This window comes from Neisseria subflava (assembly GCF_005221305.1).
GTDB classification, from domain to species: Bacteria; Pseudomonadota; Gammaproteobacteria; order Burkholderiales; family Neisseriaceae; genus Neisseria; species Neisseria subflava.
In genome coordinates, this window is record NZ_CP039887.1 from 1,036,878 (window position 1) to 1,058,511 (window position 21,634).

21 protein-coding genes are annotated in these 21,634 nt (G+C 49.6%); 10 read left to right on the forward strand and 11 right to left on the reverse strand.

Annotated features, from left to right (window positions below; translation table 11 throughout):
- Nucleotides 1-101: 101 nt before the first annotated feature.
- A complete protein-coding gene (gene ypfJ, locus FAH66_RS05070) occupies nucleotides 102-944 on the forward strand; it encodes a KPN_02809 family neutral zinc metallopeptidase (RefSeq protein WP_137040892.1) in 843 nt (280 codons plus the stop codon).
- A gap of 121 nt (nucleotides 945-1,065) precedes the next feature.
- The gene (locus FAH66_RS05075) at nucleotides 1,066-2,448 is read left to right on the forward strand and encodes a phosphomannomutase/phosphoglucomutase (RefSeq protein ID WP_137040893.1); all 1,383 of its coding nucleotides are present in this window, start codon (nucleotides 1,066-1,068) and stop codon (nucleotides 2,446-2,448) included.
- Nucleotides 2,449-2,550: 102 nt separating this feature from the next.
- Here the strand turns inward: FAH66_RS05075 and rpe are convergent, their stop codons facing one another.
- Complete coding sequence (rpe, locus tag FAH66_RS05080; RefSeq protein WP_137040894.1) at nucleotides 2,551-3,231, reverse strand: ribulose-phosphate 3-epimerase; 681 nt, start codon at nucleotides 3,229-3,231, stop codon at nucleotides 2,551-2,553.
- Between the two features lie 277 nt (nucleotides 3,232-3,508).
- Here rpe and FAH66_RS05085 point away from each other — a divergent pair, with 277 nt between their 5' ends.
- The gene (locus tag FAH66_RS05085) at nucleotides 3,509-3,937 is read left to right on the forward strand and encodes a Spy/CpxP family protein refolding chaperone (RefSeq protein ID WP_003683375.1); all 429 of its coding nucleotides are present in this window, start codon (nucleotides 3,509-3,511) and stop codon (nucleotides 3,935-3,937) included.
- A gap of 65 nt (nucleotides 3,938-4,002) precedes the next feature.
- On the opposite strand, the gene FAH66_RS05090 is transcribed toward FAH66_RS05085, so the two are convergent.
- A complete protein-coding gene (locus tag FAH66_RS05090) occupies nucleotides 4,003-4,869 on the reverse strand; it encodes an ATP-binding protein (protein WP_137040895.1) in 867 nt (288 codons plus the stop codon).
- A 17-nt stretch (nucleotides 4,870-4,886) separates the two neighbouring features.
- Nucleotides 4,887-5,501, reverse strand: a complete 615-nt coding sequence (locus tag FAH66_RS05095) for a riboflavin synthase subunit alpha (RefSeq protein WP_137040896.1) — start codon at nucleotides 5,499-5,501, stop codon at nucleotides 4,887-4,889.
- 125 nt (nucleotides 5,502-5,626) lie between these two features.
- On the opposite strand from FAH66_RS05095, the gene FAH66_RS05100 reads away from it, so the two are divergent.
- The 3 genes from FAH66_RS05100 to FAH66_RS05110 all read left to right on the forward strand — a co-directional run bounded on the left by FAH66_RS05100 (nucleotide 5,627) and on the right by FAH66_RS05110 (nucleotide 7,997).
- Nucleotides 5,627-6,472, forward strand: coding sequence for a 23S rRNA (adenine(2030)-N(6))-methyltransferase RlmJ (locus FAH66_RS05100; RefSeq protein WP_137040897.1), 846 nt, complete (start codon nucleotides 5,627-5,629; stop codon nucleotides 6,470-6,472).
- A gap of 129 nt (nucleotides 6,473-6,601) precedes the next feature.
- Nucleotides 6,602-6,955 (forward strand): hypothetical protein, encoded by a 354-nt coding sequence (locus FAH66_RS05105; RefSeq protein ID WP_049351359.1) that lies wholly within the window; start codon nucleotides 6,602-6,604, stop codon nucleotides 6,953-6,955.
- A gap of 67 nt (nucleotides 6,956-7,022) precedes the next feature.
- Nucleotides 7,023-7,997: a class 1 fructose-bisphosphatase gene (locus FAH66_RS05110; RefSeq protein ID WP_137040898.1), complete on the forward strand. Its 975-nt coding sequence runs from the start codon at nucleotides 7,023-7,025 to the stop codon at nucleotides 7,995-7,997.
- Nucleotides 7,998-8,126: 129 nt separating this feature from the next.
- Here the strand turns inward: FAH66_RS05110 and waaF are convergent, their stop codons facing one another.
- Entirely contained in the window at nucleotides 8,127-9,146 is a 1,020-nt protein-coding gene (waaF, locus tag FAH66_RS05115; protein WP_137040899.1) for a lipopolysaccharide heptosyltransferase II, read from the reverse strand.
- A gap of 274 nt (nucleotides 9,147-9,420) precedes the next feature.
- Nucleotides 9,421-10,884, reverse strand: coding sequence for an IMP dehydrogenase (gene guaB / locus FAH66_RS05120; protein ID WP_137040900.1), 1,464 nt, complete (start codon nucleotides 10,882-10,884; stop codon nucleotides 9,421-9,423).
- Nucleotides 10,885-11,073: 189 nt separating this feature from the next.
- On the opposite strand from guaB, the gene FAH66_RS05125 reads away from it, so the two are divergent.
- A complete protein-coding gene (locus FAH66_RS05125) occupies nucleotides 11,074-11,499 on the forward strand; it encodes a DUF4124 domain-containing protein (protein ID WP_070712610.1) in 426 nt (141 codons plus the stop codon).
- Between the two features lie 69 nt (nucleotides 11,500-11,568).
- Here FAH66_RS05125 and FAH66_RS05130 read toward each other — a convergent pair whose 3' ends face one another.
- Together FAH66_RS05130 and FAH66_RS05135 are read right to left on the reverse strand one after the other, a co-directional pair.
- Nucleotides 11,569-12,897 (reverse strand): anaerobic C4-dicarboxylate transporter family protein, encoded by a 1,329-nt coding sequence (locus FAH66_RS05130; RefSeq protein WP_137041612.1) that lies wholly within the window; start codon nucleotides 12,895-12,897, stop codon nucleotides 11,569-11,571.
- A 223-nt stretch (nucleotides 12,898-13,120) separates the two neighbouring features.
- Entirely contained in the window at nucleotides 13,121-14,695 is a 1,575-nt protein-coding gene (locus FAH66_RS05135) for a glycosyltransferase family 2 protein (protein WP_137040901.1), read from the reverse strand.
- Nucleotides 14,696-14,778: 83 nt separating this feature from the next.
- On the opposite strand from FAH66_RS05135, the gene FAH66_RS05140 reads away from it, so the two are divergent.
- Nucleotides 14,779-15,744 (forward strand): tRNA dihydrouridine synthase, encoded by a 966-nt coding sequence (locus FAH66_RS05140; protein ID WP_137040902.1) that lies wholly within the window; start codon nucleotides 14,779-14,781, stop codon nucleotides 15,742-15,744.
- Between the two features lie 41 nt (nucleotides 15,745-15,785).
- Here FAH66_RS05140 and FAH66_RS05145 read toward each other — a convergent pair whose 3' ends face one another.
- The 4 genes from FAH66_RS05145 to FAH66_RS05160 all read right to left on the reverse strand — a co-directional run bounded on the left by FAH66_RS05145 (nucleotide 15,786) and on the right by FAH66_RS05160 (nucleotide 19,674).
- Nucleotides 15,786-16,502: a DUF8095 domain-containing protein gene (locus tag FAH66_RS05145; protein ID WP_137040903.1), complete on the reverse strand. Its 717-nt coding sequence runs from the start codon at nucleotides 16,500-16,502 to the stop codon at nucleotides 15,786-15,788.
- Nucleotides 16,503-16,659: 157 nt separating this feature from the next.
- Nucleotides 16,660-17,133, reverse strand: coding sequence for an iron-sulfur cluster repair protein DnrN (gene dnrN, locus FAH66_RS05150; RefSeq protein ID WP_049351364.1), 474 nt, complete (start codon nucleotides 17,131-17,133; stop codon nucleotides 16,660-16,662).
- Between the two features lie 182 nt (nucleotides 17,134-17,315).
- Nucleotides 17,316-18,248 carry an AEC family transporter gene (locus FAH66_RS05155; protein ID WP_137040904.1) on the reverse strand — a complete coding sequence of 311 codons (933 nt, stop codon included), beginning with the start codon at nucleotides 18,246-18,248 and terminating at the stop codon, nucleotides 17,316-17,318.
- Between the two features lie 94 nt (nucleotides 18,249-18,342).
- The gene (locus FAH66_RS05160; RefSeq protein ID WP_137040905.1) at nucleotides 18,343-19,674 is read right to left on the reverse strand and encodes a YadA-like family protein; all 1,332 of its coding nucleotides are present in this window, start codon (nucleotides 19,672-19,674) and stop codon (nucleotides 18,343-18,345) included.
- Between the two features lie 308 nt (nucleotides 19,675-19,982).
- Between FAH66_RS05160 and FAH66_RS05165 the strand changes: the two genes are divergently transcribed.
- Both FAH66_RS05165 and FAH66_RS05170 read left to right on the forward strand, forming a co-directional pair.
- A complete protein-coding gene (locus tag FAH66_RS05165; RefSeq protein ID WP_137040906.1) occupies nucleotides 19,983-20,732 on the forward strand; it encodes a GNAT family N-acetyltransferase in 750 nt (249 codons plus the stop codon).
- Nucleotides 20,733-20,837: 105 nt separating this feature from the next.
- Nucleotides 20,838-21,587 (forward strand): lysophospholipid acyltransferase family protein, encoded by a 750-nt coding sequence (locus tag FAH66_RS05170; RefSeq protein ID WP_137041613.1) that lies wholly within the window; start codon nucleotides 20,838-20,840, stop codon nucleotides 21,585-21,587.
- Nucleotides 21,588-21,634: the final 47 nt, after the last annotated feature.

Here is a 21,634-nt window from a genome sequence, read left to right on the forward strand (position 1 = left end):
CGCATTTTCAGACGGCCTCCAGCAATATTCGCAATTCGATCAAACACATTTGACATTCCATAGTATAATCCGCCGCATGAAAACTATACAGGATACGCATTATGGATTGGAAAGGTCGTGAACAAAGCCAAAACGTCGAAGATCGCCGTGGAAGCCGTGGCGGCGGCGGTGGCGGCAAAACGCCGGGCATACTAGGCATTATCGTGGTTTTGGTCGGTGCATATTACGGCGTGGATTTGAGCGGTTTGGTTGGCGGCTCATCTTCGATGGGCATTCCTACCCAGCAAGCTTCCCGACTCGACAGCCAACAAGAAGCCGAATTGAACGAGCTGTCCCGTGTCGTCCTTGCCGATACGGAAAAAGCATGGGGCAAATACTTTCAACAACACGGTCAAAGCTATAGACCGACGACCATGGTGTTGTATGAAGGCGGTACATCCACCGCCTGCGGTACGGGCCAATCTGCCATGGGTCCATTTTACTGCCCGGGCGACCAAAAAGTTTATTTGGATTTGAGTTTCTACGAAGACATGCGCACCAAGCTCGAATCCGCTAGCGATGCCGCGTTTGCATACGTTATTGCCCATGAAGTCGGCCATCACGTTCAAAACCTGCTCGGCATTCTGCCTAAAGTCCACAAAATGCAACAACAAGTCGGCAAGAAAGAGGCCAATGCCCTTTCCGTCAAACTCGAATTGCAGGCCGACTGTTTCGCCGGTATTTGGGGACACTACGCCGTCAACAACAATATCTTCAAAGCCGAAGACATTAAAAAAGCGATGCTTGCCGCCGAATCCGTCGGCGACGACCGCTTGCAGAAACAAGCTCAGGGCTATGTCGTTCCCGACAGCTTTACCCATGGCTCGTCTGAAGAACGCATGACTTGGCTCAAGCGTGGTTTGGAAAGCGGCGACATCAACCAGTGCAACACTTTCAACAATTGATTCGACCAAGCAACACTGTTCTTTGATGTAACGACAAAAGGCCGTCTGAATGCTTCAGGCGGCCTTTTAGCCGTGTTAAAATAAGCCCCATTATTTCCCCTTAAATTTAAAGGAAATCCACATGGCAAATATCGCCCGCGACATTTTTAAAGCCTACGACATCCGGGGCATCGTCGGTAAAACCCTGACTGCCGAAGCTGCCTACTTAATCGGTAAAGCCATTGCCACCAAAGCCTTAGAAAAAGGCATTACCCGCATCGCACTCGGCCGCGACGGCCGTTTGAGCGGTCCCGGCCTGATGACACAAATTCAACGCGGTTTTACCGACAGCGGCATCGACGTCCTCAACGTCGGTATGGTTGCCACTCCTATGCTCTACTTCGCAGCCATCAACGAATGCGGCGGCAGCGGCGTAATGATTACCGGCAGCCACAATCCGCCCGATTACAACGGTTTCAAAATGATGCTCGGCGAAGACACGCTCGCAGGCGAAGCCATTCAAGAACTTTTAGCTATTGTTGAGAAAGACGGTTTTGTTGCCGCCGACAAACAAGGCAGCGTAACCGAAAAAGACATCTCCGGCGAATACCACAACAACATCGTCGGCCACATCAAGCTCAAACGCCCGATGAAAATCGTGATTGACGCGGGCAACGGTGTCGGCGGCGCATTTGCAGGCAAACTCTACAAAGGTTTGGGCAATGAAGTGACCGAACTTTTCTGCGAAGTGGACGGCAATTTCCCTAATCACCACCCTGATCCGTCCAAACCGAAAAACCTGCAAGACCTCATCGTCGAGCTTAAAAACAGCGATGCCGAAATCGGCTTGGCATTTGACGGCGATGCCGACCGCTTGGGCGTGGTCACCAAAGACGGCAACATCATCTATCCAGACCGCCAACTGATGCTTTTTGCGCAAGACGTGTTGCGCCGCAATCCTAAAGCCAAAGTGATTTTCGACGTCAAATCCACCCGTCTGCTTGCGCCTTGGATTAAAGAACACGGCGGCGAACCTGTAATGGAAAAAACCGGCCACAGCTTCATCAAATCCACCATGAAAAAAACCGGCGCACTGGTTGCCGGCGAAATGAGCGGCCACGTTTTCTTTAAAGAACGCTGGTTCGGCTTCGACGACGGTATGTATGCCGGCGCACGCCTCTTGGAAATCCTGTCTGCCTTCGACAATCCGTCCGAAGTGTTGAACAAGCTGCCGCAAAGCATTTCCACTCCGGAACTCAACATCGACCTGCCGGAAGGCAGCAACGGCCACAAAGTGATTGAAGAGCTGGCTGCCAATGCCAAGTTTGAAGGTGCGACCGAAATCATCACCATCGATGGCTTGCGCGTTGAATTCCCTGACGGCTTCGGCCTGATGCGTGCTTCCAATACCACACCGATTTTGGTATTGCGTTTTGAAGCGGATACGCAAGAAGCAATTGAGCGCATTCAAAACCAATTCAAAGCAGTCATTGAAAGCAATCCTGCATTGAAATGGCCGCTGTAAGGGTTTAGGCTAAAAAAGGCCGTCTGAAAATCATTTCAGACGGCCTTTAATATTAAACATTGATGATTCAAAAGTTTGGAAACCAAGAATATCCCGGCTTAATTATCCGACTTGCGCCAACTGTTGATGCATTTCATCGATAACGGCTTTGTAATCCGGTTTGCCAAAAATCGCCGAGCCAGCCACAAACGTATCCGCACCTGCAGCCGCAATTTCAGCAATATTGTCTGTTTTCACGCCGCCATCGACTTCCAATGCGATATGGCGGCCGCTTTGCCGTTCATACTCGTCCAACATCTCACGCACTTTGCGGATTTTCACCAGCGTATTCGGGATAAAGCTTTGTCCGCCAAAGCCCGGGTTGACCGACATCAGCAACACCATATCCAGTTTGTCCAAAACGTTTTCCAGAATATTGACCGGCGTAGCAGGATTCAATACCAAGCCTGCCTGACAGCCGTATTCTTTAATCAAACCCAAGCTGCGGTCGACATGGCGGCTGGCTTCAGGATGAAAGGTAATGATATTGGCACCGGCTTTGGCAAACGCATGAATCAAATCGTCCACCGGCTCAACCATCAAATGCACATCGACCGGCACGGTTGCATACGGTTTCAAAGCCGCGCAAACCATAGGGCCGAAAGTCAGATTCGGCACATAATGATTGTCCATCACGTCAAAATGAATCAAATCCGCACCGGCGCGGATCACTTCGGCAACCTCTTCGCCCAAACGGGCAAAATCGGCAGACAAAATACTGGGTGCAATACGGTAGTCGGCCATGTTTATTCTCCTAAAGTGTGTTCCTTTGTCATTATCGCATTTTTAACCCTATGTTGTATGCTGCCGACAATATCTCTGCCGTCATTTTTATGAATTTACATTTCATATACATTAATGAAACTTATAATCACATAGTAAGGCTTTGAAAATAAATTATTAGATTACATACATCTGCAAAAAAATCTAACATCATTAACAAAAGTTAACTGCATTGATACTGCCTTTCACACGCTTATCGGTTATATTTCCAAACCTGATGAAACATTAGGAAAACACCGTGTCTGTTGCACTTTCCCGCTATCCGACTTTTATTTTCTTAGCACTCGCCCTACTCTGTTCCAGTCTGCCTGCACATGCCGGTCCGTTTCTGGCCACTTTGGACGACTTCCACCCGAATTGCGACATTCGACAGCTCAATTTATCCGCCGACCAACACGCCGCCCTGCGCCGCCTGCGTACCGACTTCAAACAAATCAACGATAAAGCCTACCGTAAAACCGTACGCTCCGACCGCAACCGCCGTCAAACCATCATCAAAATCCTCTCCGGCGACTCATTCGACTCAAACGCCGCCCGCGATTATGTTGAAAACCGCTACCTCTCCAGCATGGACTATGCGGTGGACGAAATGGAAATCCAATACCGCTTCTATCATCTGCTCAATCCGCGCCAACGCCAGCAATGGTTGTCTTCATGCTTGCGCTGATGAATCAATAAAAATACCAAAAGGCCGTCTGAAACCATATTCAGACGGCCTTTACTTTTTCAGCCTTAATCCAGCACTCTTTCTTCCGGTAACCGTCCTGCCCAGTCGCAGGCAAACTGCCATGCCGAGCGGCCTGAACGACTGCCGCGCATTTGCGCCCATTGCAACGCGGCTTGGCGCGCCGTATCGTCAAAAGGCACATTGAAATCGTCCAACCAGTTGGCTACGGCGGTCAAATAATCGTTTTGATCGAAAGGATAAAAACTCAGCCATAAGCCGAAGCGGTCGGAAAGGGAGATTTTCTCCTCGACAGCCTCTTTCTGATGGATTTCGCCGCGAGTGCCCGTAGTACCGCCATTTTCATCCATGTATTCGGGAATTAAATGACGGCGGTTGGAAGTGGCATAAACCAAAACATTGGTGCAACGTTGCGACAGGCCGCCGTCTAAAGCCGTTTTCAAGGCTTTATAGGTTTCATCACCGGTTTCAAACGACAAATCATCGCAGAAAACGATAAATTTCTCGGGGCGCTCAGACAACAGCGTCAACAAAGCCGGCAAGCTGATCAAATCGCTTTTGTCCACTTCAATCAGTCGCAAGCCGCGCTCGGCGTATTCGTGCAACAACGCTTTAACCAAGGAGGATTTACCCGTACCGCGCGCGCCGGTCATCAAGACATTATTTGCCGGACGGCCTGCCAAAAATTGCTCGGTATTGCGTTTCAGCCTGTCGGTTTGCGAACCGACTGCCGCCAATCTGCTCAAAGGAAACGTATGCGGACGCGGCAGGCTTTCCAAAATGCCTTTTTTTCCCACGCTGTGCCAACGGAAGGCCAAAGCGCGCCAGTCGGTTTTACCGGCTTCGTCAGGCAGGATTAAATCCAGACGGTTTAAAACGGAATTGGCTTTTTTCAAAAAATTGGATAATTTCATTTCGGCTTTCTTTTTTTTCAGACGGCCTTTTGCGCCAATACTCGCATCACGGTATCGACAACGGCTTGGGTTTGCGGATCGATTTCAATATTGATGAGGTCGCCTTCTTTGCGGCTGCCAAACAGGGTACGCTCCAAAGTCTCCGGAATCAGGTGTACGCAAAATTCCCTGTCGCTGACTTCGCCTATGGTCAGGCTGCAACCGTCCAAACCGACAAAGCCTTTGGTCAGGATATAAGGCTTGAGATTTTCCGGCAGCTCAAACCAAACTGTGCGATTGAACTCGCTGGATTCGATACGGGAAATTCGGGTAACCGCCATCACATGGCCGCTCATCACATGGCCGCCGATTTCATCGCCAAACCGCGCCGCGCGTTCCAAATTGACACTGTCGCCGACTTTCAAGCTGCCGAGATTAGTTTTGCGTAAGGTTTCGTCCATCAAATCAAAGCTGACTTTGTTGCCGTCGATTCGGGTAATGGTCAGGCAGCAGCCATTGTTGGCGACAGAGGCGCCGGTTTGCAGATTGTCGGCGATTTCGGGGGGCAGCTCGACAGTGTGGGTACGAAAGTCGGGCGAAGGTTGGGCGATGTCTGTAATTTTGCCCATGCCTTGTACGATGCCTGTAAACATGATGTCTTCTTTCCGATGGTACGATGAGGCGGATATTGTAGCATTTTCCAGGCACAAAGGCCGTCTGAAAGCAGTGATGGCGATGGTTTGGGGTATAATCGGATTTTTATTTCCGCAGCCCGATCATGCTCAGCTACCGCCACGCCTTCCATGCCGGCAACCATGCCGATATGCTCAAGCACTTTACCCTCTTCCTCGTCCTCGAATATTTCAACCGTAAAGACAAGCCCTATTGGTATATCGATACGCACAGTGGTGCCGGTTTGTATGATTTGAGCGGCGATGAAGCGCAAAAAGTCGGCGAATACAAACAAGGCATTGCGCTCTTGGAACAAGCTGACAAGCTGCCTGCCGAATTGGCCGAATTTGTAGGCCGTCTGAAACAAATACTGCTGCAAGACAACCTTTACTGCGGCTCGCCTTGGCTGGCACAGGCGCTCACGCGCGACAGCGACAAAATGCGCCTCTTTGAGCTGCACCCTACCGATTTTGTCCATTTGCAAAACAATATGCGCGAAGTCCGTCCCGCGCGTAAAGCACAGGTCAGTCAAGCGGACGGTTATCAAGGTTTGATTTCACTCTTGCCTCCTCCGCCCCGCCGCGCCGCAGTCTTGATTGATCCGCCCTACGAAGAAAAACAAGACTACCGCCGCGTCGTCCAAGTTTTGAAAGATGCTTTGAAACGCTTTGAAACCGGCTGCTACATGGTTTGGTATCCCTGCCTGAGCCGCGAAGAAAGCCGAAAACTGCCGGACGAACTCAAAAAAATCGCTCCCGATAATTATCTGCACGCCGAGCTTCATGTCCATACGCCGCGCAGTGACGGCTTCGGTATGCACGGCAGCGGTATGTTCATCATCAACCCGCCCTATATGCTTGCCGAACAGCTGCAAAACAATCTGCCCGAACTTGCCAAAATTTTAGCGCAAGATGCCGGCGCGCATTATATATTGGAAAGCAAAACGAAATAAACGCCGCCGTCTGAATGCATACCCAAACGCTTCGATTTTTCCGCCATACCCGTTCAGACGGCCTTAACCCTTTATACTTAAGCCTTTTTCCACTACAATTCACAACATAACAATTAACGACCGTCCCTCATGAATATACGCACACCCCTAGCCTGCACGCTCCTGCTTTGCGCGTGCAGCGAATCAGTAAAAAACGAATTTAAAGAAGAATTTACCCAAAGTTTCCGCACCGAATTTGTCCGCTCGGCAACCGAAGCCTGCGTAGAAAAAGCTTCCGGAAAAAGCCCGTTTGATTCCGCGACCACTGAAAAAATCTGCCGCTGCATCGGTGAAAAAACAGTCGACCAAATCAATCCTGAAGAAGCAACCTCGCTTTTGGGCGGTAGCGACTCCATGAGCGACGAGCTGAAAAAACGCATCAAAGACACCAGCATCGCCTGCACTAAAGAAGTTTTAGACATGGCCGACAGCAAAACCAAATGAACACGCCGTTTTCAGACGGCCTGAAATTGAAAAATACCCGATTCAAACTTAGGAAAAGAGTGAAACCATGAATACACTGAACCAATTCTTAGCCCAACACCTGCCCGAACACAAACTGCCGCAAGAGCTGGCCAGCGTATTGGAATCCGTGGCTACCGCCTGTTTGGACATCAACGCCAAAGTCCGCCTCGGCGCGCTTTCCGGCGTTTTGGGCATGGCAGGTACCGGCAACATCCAAGGCGAAGACCAAAAGAAACTTGACGTCATCGCCAACAACATCATGATTGATGTTTTAAAAGCCAATGCTAACATCGCAGGCCTTGCCAGCGAAGAAGAAGACACCTATGTCGCCACACACGAAAACGGCGGCTATTTGGTATTGTTTGATCCGCTGGATGGCTCTTCCAATATCGACGTCAACATCTCCGTTGGCACCATCTTCTCCATTTTGGCGAAACCTGAAGGCGCATTGACTACCGAATCTTTCCTGCAAAAAGGCCGAGACCAAGTAGCCGCAGGTTATGTTTTATACGGTCCGCAAACCCAACTGGTACTGACTGTCGGTCACGGCGTATTTGTCTTCACTTTGGACGATGCCAACCAATTCCTGCTGACCAAAGAAAATCCGCGCGTTCCCAAATCCACTAAAGAATTCGCCATCAATATGTCCAACCAAAGACATTGGTTTGCCCCTGTTCAACAATACATTGACGAATTGCTGGCAGGCGAAACCGGCGTACGCGGCAAAAACTACAATATGCGCTGGGTAGCCAGCATGGTTGCCGAAATTCACCGCATCCTGATGCGCGGCGGCGTATTCATGTATCCACAAGACAAACGCGACCCCTCCAAACCGGGAAAACTGCGCCTGATGTACGAAGCCAACCCGATGAGCCTGCTTATGGAACAGGCAGACGGCGCATCAAACAACGCCATCGAAGCCATGCTCGACATCCAACCTACCGGCCTGCACCAACGTGTTGCCGTATTCATGGGCAGCCGCGAAGAAGTGGAATACGTTTATAATCTGCATCAAAAATAATCAGATGTATTGATTTCAAACCCCAAAAGGCCGTCTGAAATATGATTTTCAGACGGCATTTTGTTAAAAAAAATCAAAAGGGCAGATTCAAATCCGCCCTTTGCTGTTTTTCATCTAATCTTTATTGGATTACGCCGAACGAGCCAGCTCTTCCGCCGCTTTTTGCACCCTATCCGGCGTCAGTTTGTTCAAACAATCCGTATGCCCCAACGGACATTCGCGTTTGAAACAAGGAGAGCAATCCAAATTTAAGCTGACAATTTTTGCCTTTAGGCTTAGAGGCGGTGTATGGTCAGGGCTGGATGAGCCGTAAACTGCAACCAATTTCCGATCAAGCGCGGCCGCAAGGTGCATCAGACCGCTATCGTTACACACAACCGTATCGGCGCAAGACAACAAATCAATCGCCTCCTGAAGATTGGTTTTGCCGCAAAGATTGGTACACAGGCCGTCTGAAAGTCGGTTGATTTCATCTGCAATATCGAAATCTTTTTGCGAACCAAACAGCCAAACCTGCCAACCCTCGGCTAAATATTGGCGGCCGAGTTCGGCAAAATGACGCGCAGGCCAACGCTTGGCCGGACCATATTCCGCACCGGGACAAAATGCCAAAATCGGTTTATCCGCCGTCAAACCATGTTTTGCCAAAGCGGCTTGACGGCTTTCGGGATCAATCGTGAAACAGGGATTATCAGAATGCCCGTTAAAATCCGCTTGGGTCGGATGCGCCAGCGCAGTATAGCGGTCGACCATCAGAGGCAATGCGGCCTTATCCAACTTGCGGATATCGTTCAGCAAAAAATAGCGCGACTCGCCGACGTAGCCCGTACGCTGCTTAATACCCGTAGCCAAGGCAATGATGGCGGACTTGAGCGAACCGGGCAAAACAATCACTTGATCATAGCCTTCTTTTCCCAATTCACGCCCGATACGCCAGCGTTTTTTCAATTCCAACGCACCATGTCCAAACGGATTTTCTATTACACGGTTGATTTCAGGCATACGCTCAAATACGGCCATCGACCATTTAGGTGCAAACGCATCAATGATGCAGCCGGGATGCAGCTCATGCAAACGGCGATAAAGCGGTTGGGTCATGACGCAGTCACCAATCCAGCTTGGGGTAATAATCAGGATTTTTTTGGACATAATGGAATGTGTTTTTAATTTTGGCTTATTGTAATACGATTTTTAAAAGGCCGTCTGAAACTTGGTTTAATCGCTCAGTTCAAAACGTACTGGTTGATACATGTCATTTCAGCGCGTGAAGCGTTTATCTTCCCAATTTATCCGGCAAGTTCTGAAAATACCCAACCTGAAACACCAGACCAAACAGCAGTAAGCAATATTCTCTTCATTTTTAAAACCTTATAAAAACAGAAAGGCCGTCTGAAATATTTTCAGACGACCTTTTTATACTGGTTTAACGATGGTAGTTAGGCGCTTCTTTAGTGATTTGTACGTCGTGAACGTGAGATTCGCTCATACCGGCAGAAGTGATTTCCACAAATTCTGCTTTCTCGTGCATTTCAGCAATATTGGCGCAACCCAAGTAACCCATGCTGGAGCGCAGACCGCCGGTCAGCTGGTGGATGATGTTCACAATCGGGCCTTTGTAAGGAACGCGGCCTTCGATGCCTTCAGGAACATATTTGTCTGTGCTGTCGGTTTTGTCTTGGAAGTAGCGGTCGGCAGAACCTTGGCTCATCGCACCCAACGAACCCATGCCACGGTAAGACTTGTAAGAGCGGCCTTGGTAGAGTTCGATTTCGCCCGGTGCTTCTTCCGTACCGGCAAACATACCGCCGAGCATGACGCTGTATGCACCTGCTGCCAGAGCTTTGGCAATATCGCCGGAGAAGCGGATACCGCCGTCGGCAATCAGGGGAACGCCTGTACCTTTCAGGGCTTCGGAAACATTGTGAATCGCAGTCAGCTGAGGCACGCCCACGCCTGCTACGATACGGGTCGTACAAATTGAGCCCGGGCCGATACCGACTTTAACGGCATCTGCACCTGCAGCCACCAAATCCAAAGCGGCTTTAGCAGTCGCGATGTTGCCGCCGATGACTTGGATGTGTGGGTAGGTTTCTTTGACCCAGCGCACACGATCGATAACGCCTTGGCTATGGCCGTGGGCAGTATCGACCACAATCACGTCCACGCCTGCTTCTACCAATGCTTTGACGCGCTCTTCGGTATCGCCGCCGGTACCTACCGCGGCACCGACGCGCAGGCGGCCTTCGGCATCTTTGTTGGCATTAGGGAATTCGGTTGTTTTCAGAATATCTTTAACTGTAATCAGACCTTTGAGTTCATCTTGGTCGTTCAATACCAAAACGCGCTCAACTTTGTGCGCATGCATGATTTCGCGGGCTTCGTCGATGCTGGTACCTTCAGGAACGGTAACCAAACGGTCGCGGGGAGTCATGATGGCAGAAACCGGCAGATCGACACGGTTTTCAAAACGCAGGTCGCGGTTGGTCACGATACCGACCACTTTGCCATTTTCAACAACAGGCAGACCGGACATTTTGCGTTTGCGTTGTGCGCGCATTTCCAAGACTTCGCGGATCAATGCGTTCGGCGCAACGGTAACGGGGTCTTTCACCACGCCGCTCTCATGGCGCTTCACTTTGGAAACGGCACGCGCTTGCAACTCCGGCGTCATGTTTTTATGGATAATGCCGATGCCGCCTTCTTGAGCCATAGAAATGGCCAGACGCGCTTCGGTAACGGTATCCATTGCAGCAGAAAGTAGAGGGAGGTTGAGCGTGATATCGCGGGTGAGTTTGGTTTGAAGTTTGACATCTCGAGGCAGCACGTTTGAGTGCGCTGGAACCAACAAAACGTCGTCGAAAGTATAGGCTTTTTCTACAATACGCATGATGCTCGGTCTTTCAGTTTGTGCAAGATGCACGGCATTATATCACACCGGCTTGATGCTAACATTGGTAATACATGTTTTAACGTTATTTTTTTACATGATTTAATCCGCAGTACAAAAATATGCCAACGCATTGCAGTTTCAAGTAAAATAGGTTGGATGAGAACATCATTTACATAAGGGAAACCCATGAAATCTTCCGTACTCAAAACCTGTCTGACAGCAGCCCTTCTCTCTTCCGCCGCCCTGACCGGCGCGGCCGAGGTTTACACTTGGAAAGGCGCGTCGGGCAACAGCTATTCCGATACGCCAAACCGCCTGCAACCGAAGCGTTCCGGCGTGGTCAACATCCGCACGCACAACGTCAAACCTGCCGTTGCGCCTGCTGTTGCGGCATCTGAGCCGGTTGCCGAGCAGCCTAACGAACAGGTTGCGGAACAAAACAAACAAATTGAAGAGCGCAATAAAAAAATCGAAGAACAAAACCGCCAAAACAAGCTGGAAAACTGCAAAATCGCCAAAATCAACCGCCAAGTCGCCGAAAGCGCTCGCTTGGCCAATCGCGACAGTTTGATTAAGCAATATCAAAACGACGTCAATAAATACTGCAATTAAGCTCTCGAATCACAATATCAAAAAGGCCGTCTGAAATTTAATTTCAGACGGCCTTCATTTTTCAGCCTATCAATAATACAGTTGAACCAACAACAAACCGATGGCCAAGCTGAATGCCATGCTCAACAGGCCCGGAATCATGAAGCTGTGGTTGAAAATGAATTTGCCGATTTTGGTCGAGCCGGTTGTATCGAAGTCGATAGCGGCAATAATCGGACCATAGTTTGGTATAAAGAAATAGCCGTTTACCGCAACGAATGTGCCGATAATGATGGGCGCTGGAATCCCCAGTTTGATGGCGATTGGGAACAGCGTCGCCACTGTCGCGCCTTGACTATTAACCAATACCGACAAGACAAACAGGGCAAAGGCAAAGGTCCACGGTGCAGATTCAACCAAATGGCTGACGGTCGACTCTACTTCTGTTAAGTGGCCGCTCATCAAGGTATCGCCCAACCAAGCCACGCCAAATACTGCAATCACGGCACGCATACCGGCATGGAATACCGAACCTCGGGTAATCGCATCGCCATTGGGTTTACACGCCAAAATAATCAGCGCAGAAGCAGACAACATCACGATTTCAATCGTATGCGCCATGCCCATAGGCTTGACCGCGCCATCGTGTTCAAAAGCCGGACGCAGCTCAGGCAACGCCCCCATTACTACCACCAGCAATGCCGCAGTCAAGAAAATACCGACCGACAATTTGGCTTTCGGCGAAATGGCGACATCGGTTTGTTGCTCCTCCACATCGATGTATTCTTTCACATAGTTCGGATCTTTCAGCAAAGCCTGATAATGCGGATCGTCTTTCAATTCTTTGCCCAATTTGTTTACGAACACGCAAGCCAAACCGATACCCAAAATCGTGGACGGAACGGTAACTTTCAACACGTCCGCCATCGTGATGTGCTGCGGCTCAAGCATGGTGACGCAGGCAACAACCGCGGCGGCAATCGGGCTGGCGACAATCGCAAATTGGGAAGCGATAACCGCCATCGTCAGCGGACGGGAGGGACGGATGCCATTGCGACGGCTGACTTCGGCAATCACGGGCAAGACCGAGTAAGCCACATGGCCCGTACCTGCCAACACGGTAAAAGTGTAAGTTACCGCCGGCGCGATAAAGGTGATGTATTTCGGATTGCGGTGCAACACGCGCGTGGCAATCTTAATCATATAGTCCAAACCGCCGCTGGCCTGCATAGCCGCCGCGGCAGACACTACCGCCATAATCATCAGCATCACATCAATCGGCGGGCTAGTCGGCTGCAGATGGAAACCAAAAGACAATACGGCCAAGCCGATACCGCCGAGCACGCCCAAACCAATCCCACCAACCTGCGCACCAATCAGGATACACAGCAGCACAATGGCAAACTGGATAAAAAACATAGTTGACATCACAACTCCCAAAATCCGGCCTTGACCGAAATAAAATTACAAATAGTTGGATTATAGAGTAAACCCTCTTCCCTAACTATACTTTACCTAATTATACATACCAATCTACATCAAATAAATAATATTCTCATTTAACCAATAGACTCATTAAAAGCACAAAAAAGGCCGTCTGAAGATTTTCAGACGGCCTTTATGATTCAAACAGATGATAAGGCTATTTTCCGGCTACTTCTTCATCTTTTATAAAATCCGATACGCCATGAACACAGCGGATTTTGCGTTCCGACAAAGTTGCCTCCAACAAAGCATCATTTTGCGGCAAGGAATCGCGTTCCGCCTCATTGTGCCAAAGGTGGTACGCAATGCCGGCAAATTTCAAATTATAGCGTTTCATCCCATTATGATAGCAACGGGCGACAAATTCGCTGTCTTCCCTGCCCCAACCGACAAAGCTATTGTCAAACCCGTTGACGGCAAGCGCATCGCTGCGGAAAAAGCCCATATTGCAAGTTTTGATGCCTTTGTGTTTGCGGTTACCTTTTCGGCCTGCCAATTTGGCTAAACAACGGCAGCGCAAGGCGGAAAGCCGTTTTTCTATCCCCGAGCTGAACATGGACAAAGCAGGCAAATCGCCTTCGTCTAAAATATCCTGCGTTTTATCCTCAGTCAAAATCACGCGGGAACCCTGTATCAGACGGCCTTTGCGGGCAATCTTCAAATGATCGGCGATAAAAGACGGATCCAAAACCATATCGCCGTCAATCAACACAATATAATCGCTTTTCGCCTGTGCCAACGCACGGTTGCGCGATTCGGCGGCACGAAAGCCCCTATCCGGCTGCCATGAATGTTTGACCGGAATGCTTGTCCTACGACGGATAAAATCAACCACTTCGGCGGTTTCCTGCCTTGAGCCGTCATCCGCAACAATAATCTCATCCGGCAGACGGGTTTGCGATAAAGCCGATTTCAACACCAGCTCCAAAGCATCGGGGCGGTTGTAAGTGGTGATGATGAGGGAGACGGTTATCGTGCGGTTGCGCTCGTAGAGTTTGACATATTTGTAATACGAACCTTGCGCATTGGACACTGAAATCGTCAGGCCGTCCGCCCCATAGGCAAAACCGCGTTTAAGCAGATAATTCTTCACAAACGATACGCCGCCATGCAGCAAAGCCTTAAATGGCGAACTGTCTTTCTTGAAGCGGTTTTCTTCCGCATACAGCGAACTGTACTGCTGCATTTTCTGAATCAGCCCTTCGGCGTTTTCAAAAGAATAATGTTTCAGACGGCCATCGAGTTGTCTAACCTTGGCTTCCTGCGGCAACACCAAAGACTCATGCACCTGACGGTCGGAAAAACGGGTAAATCTGCGATGGTAAAGGCGCGGAATAATATCCGGATACCAGCCGCAGCCTTTAATCAGTCTGCCGTGGTAATGGTTCAGACGGGAAAGCGAAAAAATATATTCCTTCTCATTTTCTAAAACGGCCGCACGAATGGATTCTATTAAAGCCTCATCCGCCACTTCATCGCTATCTATGCTGAAAATCCAATCGTTTTGCGCCAGTCTGGCTGCCAGATTTTTCATCGGGCCAAACCCGATAAAGTCATGCTTGTAATAGCTGACATTGGGAAAGCCCTTGGCAATTTCAAAAGTACGGTCGGTCGAGCCGTTGTCCAACAGCAGGACTTCGTCAAAGTCTTTCAGCGCACTCAAAACTTCTGAAAGATAACGTTCTGAATTTTTTACCAACATGGCGGCGGTTGCCGGAATTGTGTGCATCATAAAAAGGCCGTCTGAAAAAGGAAGCTGTATTTTAACCGATATACCGCTACAATATGTCCTCCTTTTTTCAGACGGCCTGACTCATGCAGCTTATTCTTGCTCCGATGCAGGGGCTGGTGGACGATGTGATGCGCGACCTGTTGACGCGTATTGGCGGATTTGACGAATGCGTCAGCGAATTTGTCCGCATTACGCACACGGTCCACTCACGCGCCACTTGGCTTAAATATGTTCCCGAAATCGCCCATGCCAACCGCACGCCGGCCGGCACGCCCTGTACTGTCCAGCTTTTGGGCAGCGATGCGGAAAACATGGCCGTCAATGCTTTGGAAGCCGTGCGTTTCGGTGCGGACAAAATCGACCTCAACTTCGGCTGCCCCGCGCCGACGGTCAATAAACACAAAGGCGGTGCTGTCTTGCTCAAAGAGCCGGACTTGATTTACCACATCGTCCACACCCTGCGCCAACGCCTGCCGCAACACATTCCGTTGACTGCTAAGATGCGGCTCGGTTATGAAGACAAAAGTCTGGCATTGGAATGCGCTTCCGCGATTGAAAACGGCGGCGCATGCGCGTTAACCGTCCATGCACGCACCAAAGTCGAAGGCTACGAACCGCCGGCACATTGGGAATGGGTGCGCAAAATCCGCGATGCAGTCAGTATTCCCGTTACCGCCAACGGCGATGTGTTCAACCTTCAAGACTATCTCGATATTAAAACCGTCAGCGGCTGCGACAGCGTGATGCTCGGACGCGGCGCGGTCATCCGTCCCGACTTGGCGCGGCAAATCAAGCAATATGAAAACGGCGAAACAGTGAAAGACACCGACTTTGCCGAAGTCTCTTCATGGATAGTCCAATTTTTCGACTTGTGCCTTGCCAAAGAAGCCAACAACAAATATCCAGTTGCCCGTTTGAAACAATGGCTGGGCATGATGAAAAAAGAGTTTGAACAGGCGCAGGTATTGTTTGACCGCATCCGCGCTATCAAAGAAGCGGATGAAGTGAAACAGATTCTGCTGTCGTTTGAACAAGAGATGCATTCATGATTTTAAAAGGCCGTCTGAATTTCAGACGGCCTTTGATCTCATCACCTACATACATAATCAGCCAACAGCCTGCCTTTTTCCGCACTGGCTGCATTAGCCATATTTACCTGCCTGGTCTCAGGGCCATTCTTAGATTTCAGGGCTTCGCCATATTTTCTGGCAAATTCTTTATTGGCACTGGTCACCCTTGACTCAGTAGAATCCAATATAAAACCGTCTTGCCCATATTTGCCTTGCGCAGTAATAATCAAGATATTTTCAGGCGAAGGATAATCCGGAAAATCAATATAGTTGGTAACCAGCTTGTAGGAAACACCTTTGCCGTGTTTCATATCCTGACAGATGCCGTTAGGCGCGGTAAAGACTGCATGGCCGATCCGGCCACGTCCGAAATCATAAAAATCGATTCTCTTAGCAGCAGCCAACAGTTTTCTATCGTTGCCGTCATTAATATTTAATGACTTGCCGTTTACTAAAAACAGGGTTGGCAACAAGGTGCCTTCCAAATTATATGCTTCGCCCAACAGCTTGCCCTGACGATACACAGTCACGACAGGCTTTTTCAGACCATTTTCCGGATTACCGGTTTTCTTAAAAGAAATCTTCTGAACCACATTGCCAAATTCATAATAAGGTCGCGACTGCACGCCTGTTTTCGTATCCTGCAGCAGGGCGCTCCAGCCTCCGTCCGTCGTTTGGGCGCATGCAGTCACAGCAGCAAACAGAATACCCGATAGTAAAACTTTAGAATGTTTCATTCATAAATTCCTTCTCAAGTAAACAAAAGAACGGATGTGTGCCTTTACTGCCTAATTTTATTTCTTTATTAAAATTTTAGAACTATTGTACTAACTTAGCAAGGGATTAAAGAACAGGCCGTCTGAACATTCAGACGGCCTTGATTAACCGCAAATTTTAAGAAGCCAAAACGCGGGGGAAGAAAATTTCATTTTCCAAGTGGATATGATCTTTCAAATCGTCCACCATCTCTTTGGCCAATGTGTACAAACGGGTCCAGCTGCCGCAAGCGCCTTCGGGAAGCTCAAAATTGTTGGTCAATTCTTCCAGACGCGCAATGGCTTGGTCATGTTCTTCATGCTCGTGCATCATCACGCTGATGGGCATTGCCGCGCCACGGCCCACGCCCTGATTAATCATCGGGAACAACATGCGTTCCTCTTTCATCATGTGCATCAACAGCTCGTTTTGCATATAGGCCAACAAATCGGTCACTTCGGCAGGGAAAGTGTCGGCATGAACCTGCGCCACTTTTTGCGCCAGTGGTACCAACTCTTCAAACTGGGCGCGGTGAACGTTGTGATAACGTTGCAGGATATGGTCAATCGTAGAATTGAAAGGCGCGGTTTCCCAAAGGGTAAAGTCAGTCATGGCTGTGTTCCTTTAAAGATTTATATTGGATGAATGTTAGGCGTAAGGATACACGCAGCTATCATCTTTGTATAGTTTTTTAATTGTTTAATTAATTGATAATAAAAGTTATTTTCAAATTTAAAATAACAAACAGGCCGTCTGAAACATAAGACTAAAGTTTCAGACGGCCTGTCCTTTTCTTAAATAATCCAACGATATAACGCAATCATCACCGGCATGGTTACCACACAAAGCAAGGTTGTCAGCCCGTAAATCGCGCTGGCTTTTTGGGCATTTTTACCGTAAACAACCGCCATTTGGGTAACTGTCGAGGCGGCAGGCGAAGTCGTTGCCAAAAAGCTGATTAAAACAACCGTATCCGCATGCGCATCATGATGGGCAAAACCGCAGACTTTAACGGCAAAAAGCAATAATACCGGAATCAAAATCAGCCTTAAAAAAGCAACGAGATAAAGCCTCGGTGTCCACATAATCGAGCGCAGCGGCAAAGAAGCCAAAAGCATGCCCGCCACCAACATGGCAACCGGGCCAATCATGCTGCCTACCGTCGCCAAAGTATTATCAATAATATGCGGCAGCTTGATCTGAAAGATAAACATCAGCAGCCCGACTAGCATGGATAAAATGTTGATATTAGTAAAAATGGTTTTCCAAGCCACATTGCCGCGGCCGCAAATCAACAGGCGCAGATGCGTCCAAAATAAAAACGTCTGCACCATAATAAAACCGCTGGTGTAAATCACCCATTCCGCACCAAAGACCGACATTACCAAAGGGATAATCAGGTTGCCCGAATTACTGTACACCGTCGTCGCGTGTTCGAGCGCATCGAGTTTGAACAATTGCTTAAACAACCTACCCAAAACAATCAACACCACATGGAAAAACACCGCCAGCATGACGGAAAGCTTCAGCCCTTCAATAATCTGCGGCGTATTGTCCATCTGAAAAGCGTGAATCATGACGGACGGGCTGATCAGGTAAAGCGCGATAACGGAGAGCGTGTAGCTGTTTTCCGATTTCAACAGCCCGGCTTTCACCAAGGCCACGCCCATCAAAACAATCAGCGTCAGCTCGGTAATTTTTCCGGCAAGCAGGAAAGAGGTTTCCATAATAAAAAAAGCGACAAAAACGTTAATTTTACGCTTCTACCGCTTGGCATGCCAAATTCAGACGGCCTCAACATTCAAGGCCATCTGAAATTTTCTACCACAGATAGGTTACGCTGGCTCCACCGCCTGCACCACCCTTAGATGCGCCAACAGCCGAACCTTTCACCAGCCATTTGCCACTGGCGGATACTTTCGATACTCCGACAGCAAAACCGGCCTTTCCGCGCCAAACGCCGCTGCCAATGGATACCGCACCCTGTCCCGGCTGGTAAGCTTGTCCCAGATTACCCACCGCAATTGCAGCGGCAGAGCCGGCATCCGCACGGTCTTCCAGTTTTTTCATTTCTACGCGTGTTTCAGCTCGTATCTGATTGATTTGAGCAGCCACCGCCGACTCTTTTTGCTGACTGTCGGCCCGCCATCTTTCCGCAAGCCTTTTAACCTGAGCCACATTTACCGCATCCGTATCCTGAGTACCGGCAGCCACATGGGTAATTTGACGGCTGTCCTTTTCATTGCCAACCGAAACCGCGCCCAATGTCGATTTCCATGCCGTTTCTTCAGATTGACTTGCCGACTGTGTCGCAAAATCATAGCCTGCCTGCCCTGCAGCCGAATCTGCGATGCTTTGCGCACCCAGAGCCACTGCTTTCTCGGCTTTACCTTTGGCTTGGAAACCGAGTGCCAAAGATTTCTCTTCCAAAGCCGATGCGCCACCGCCGACTGCGGTACCACCTTCTTTACGCACGCTGGAGCTGGTACCGACAGCCAGACCGTTCAAGGCCGTGGCGGAAGACTCTACACCCAAAGCCACACTGTTTACGGCATTCGATACCGCACGCGTACCGACTGCCACTGCTTGATAACCTTCTGCTTCAGCAGCCGATGCTAGTGCAAGTGATTGAGTTCCACGTGCTTTAGCTCGATCACCTAAGGCCGTTGCACTGAGCGCATCCGCCTCACTATCTCTGCCGATAGCTACTGCATCAATATTACTTGCCTGCGCGCCATTACCTACCGCAACGGCACGCAAAGCCGAAGCCTTGGACAGCAGGCCAACTGCAACAGATTGACCGCCAGAAGCAGCTGCTGCGCCACCGACTGCTACATCATTTGTTCCCTTGGCATGGGCCCGAAAGCCAACCGCCACCGACCGCAATGCCTCCGCCTTGGATTCGCCACCCAAAGCAGTTGCGCTTAAACCGGAAGCGGCAGAATCATAACCCAAAGCAGCCGCCTTATAGCCACCTGCTTTAGCCTTGTCGCCAACTGCAGCGGCATTTTCGCCCGATACGGATTCTTTACCGACAGCCAAAGAACCCGTCTTGTGCATGGTTCCAGCAACGATACCTCCGTCCGCATACGCAGTACCGAAAAAAAGCGCTAAAGCCAAACACAAAGGACTGAGCGATACATTCAGTTTCATCTTTATATTCTCCATTTTTTAAATATTAAAAATATCCCATTCAATCATATTAATACTTTTGAACTAGTTATATTGTATATATTTTTATTCTCATATTAAATAATTCGGATAAATATTTTGATTTATGTCATAAATTTCAAACATCCTGGCAAATGTTCTTGGCCATCTTTCTAAACAGCCATCAGTTTCAGACGGCCTGAAGCCTTTTTCCAACAACCCGACATAATTTGCCCTATCGCAAAGCAAATCAATATAAATCTGTCCGTATATCCGCTATAATCAGCCATTTTCTTTAAACAGGAAACATCATGTCCCCCAGCCGTTTCAATCAAACGGGCCCTAAAATCGGCCTGAGCGTACGCCTTGCAGAAACCCAAGCTGAAATCGAAGCCGCCCAAAGATTGCGCTATCAGGTTTTTGCCCAAGAGTTGGGGGCGGAAATCGAAAGCGATGACGGCCGCGATGTCGATCCTTATGATGAACATTGCCACCATCTGCTCGCCTTCGACGATGCAACCGGCGAAGTTATCGGCTGCTACCGCCTGATTACCGAAGAAACCTCGAAAAAAGTCGGCGGCTGGTACAGCGAGCATGAATTCGACCTTGAGCCTTTGAAAGACATTCTGCCGCAAACCGTCGAACTCGGTCGCGCCTGTACCCACCCGGACTACCGCAACGGCGGCTTGGTCATGCTGTTGTGGACCGGTTTGGTCAAATTCATGAAAGACGAAAACCTGCGCTTTATGATTGGTTGCGGCAGTATCGAAATGCGCGACGGCGGCAACGATGCGGCGGGCCTGTATCATGCTTTGAAAGACAAATACCTCGCTCCGGAACAATGGCGCGTCAAACCACTCAACCCGCTCAAATGGGACAGCATCACGCCGTCTGAAAATCCGCCTGTACCCGCACTGATCAAAGGCTATCTCAAAGCAGGCGCGTGGTTTTGCGGCGAGCCTTGCGTCGATGAAGCATTCAACTGCGCGGATGTGCTGATCATGATGGACATCACGAAACTGAGCGACCGCTATCTGCAAAAATTCGCCCCCCGCCCATAAACGTCAGGGCACACAGGCCGTCTGAAAGTGCGAGCCCAGCCTTTCAGACGGCCTGAAACGATTCAAACCCACACGCCCGACACACACAAACACTCCCCCTTTGACATGACTGCCAAACTACGCTTCGCCTTCCGTCTTCTCTGTATTGCCGGCTGCCTTTTGTACGGCATGGCCGAAATGTTTTTTCTGTTTCCCTTTTACAGCAGCAAACGCAAACTGCGCGCAATCCAATTATGGTCGCTGCGCGTGCTTGCTTCCTGCGGCATGAAACTGCAAACCTTCGGCACGCCGCCGCAAGAAGGCCGCGGCCAAATGCTTATCAGCAACCATATTTCATGGTTGGACATTATGGCGGTCAACGGCGCTTTTCCCGGCCGCTTTGTGGCTAAAGACGATGTGGCCAAATGGCCGGTGGTCGGTTATCTCGCCACACAGGCGCAAACGGTTTACGTCTCGCGCAACCGCGGCATCAAAGGCAATTCCGCCAAAATCGCCGGCGTAACTGAAGCACTGAAAAACGGCGATACCGTCACCATTTTCCCCGAAGGCACCAGTACCGAAGGCCGTGAAATCCTGCCGTTCAAACCCAGCTTTTTTCAGACGGCCTATGATGCAGGCGTACCGATTATTCCAGCACTCTGCCGCTATCCGAATCCGGACGGCAGCAGCCCCAATCCGCACACTGCCTACTACGGCGACATCAGCCTCTGGCAATCCATCTGCATGGTCATCAGCCAGCCTTCCAGCACGGTCGAGCTGCATTTCCTCGATCCGATTGAAGCGGGAGAAGACCGCTACGCTACTGCGCTTCACATACACGCCCTGTTGAGCGAAAAGCAAAAACAGTTGGGCTAATCAAAAAAGGCCGTCTGAATGTTCAGACGGCCTTTTCCATTATCTTA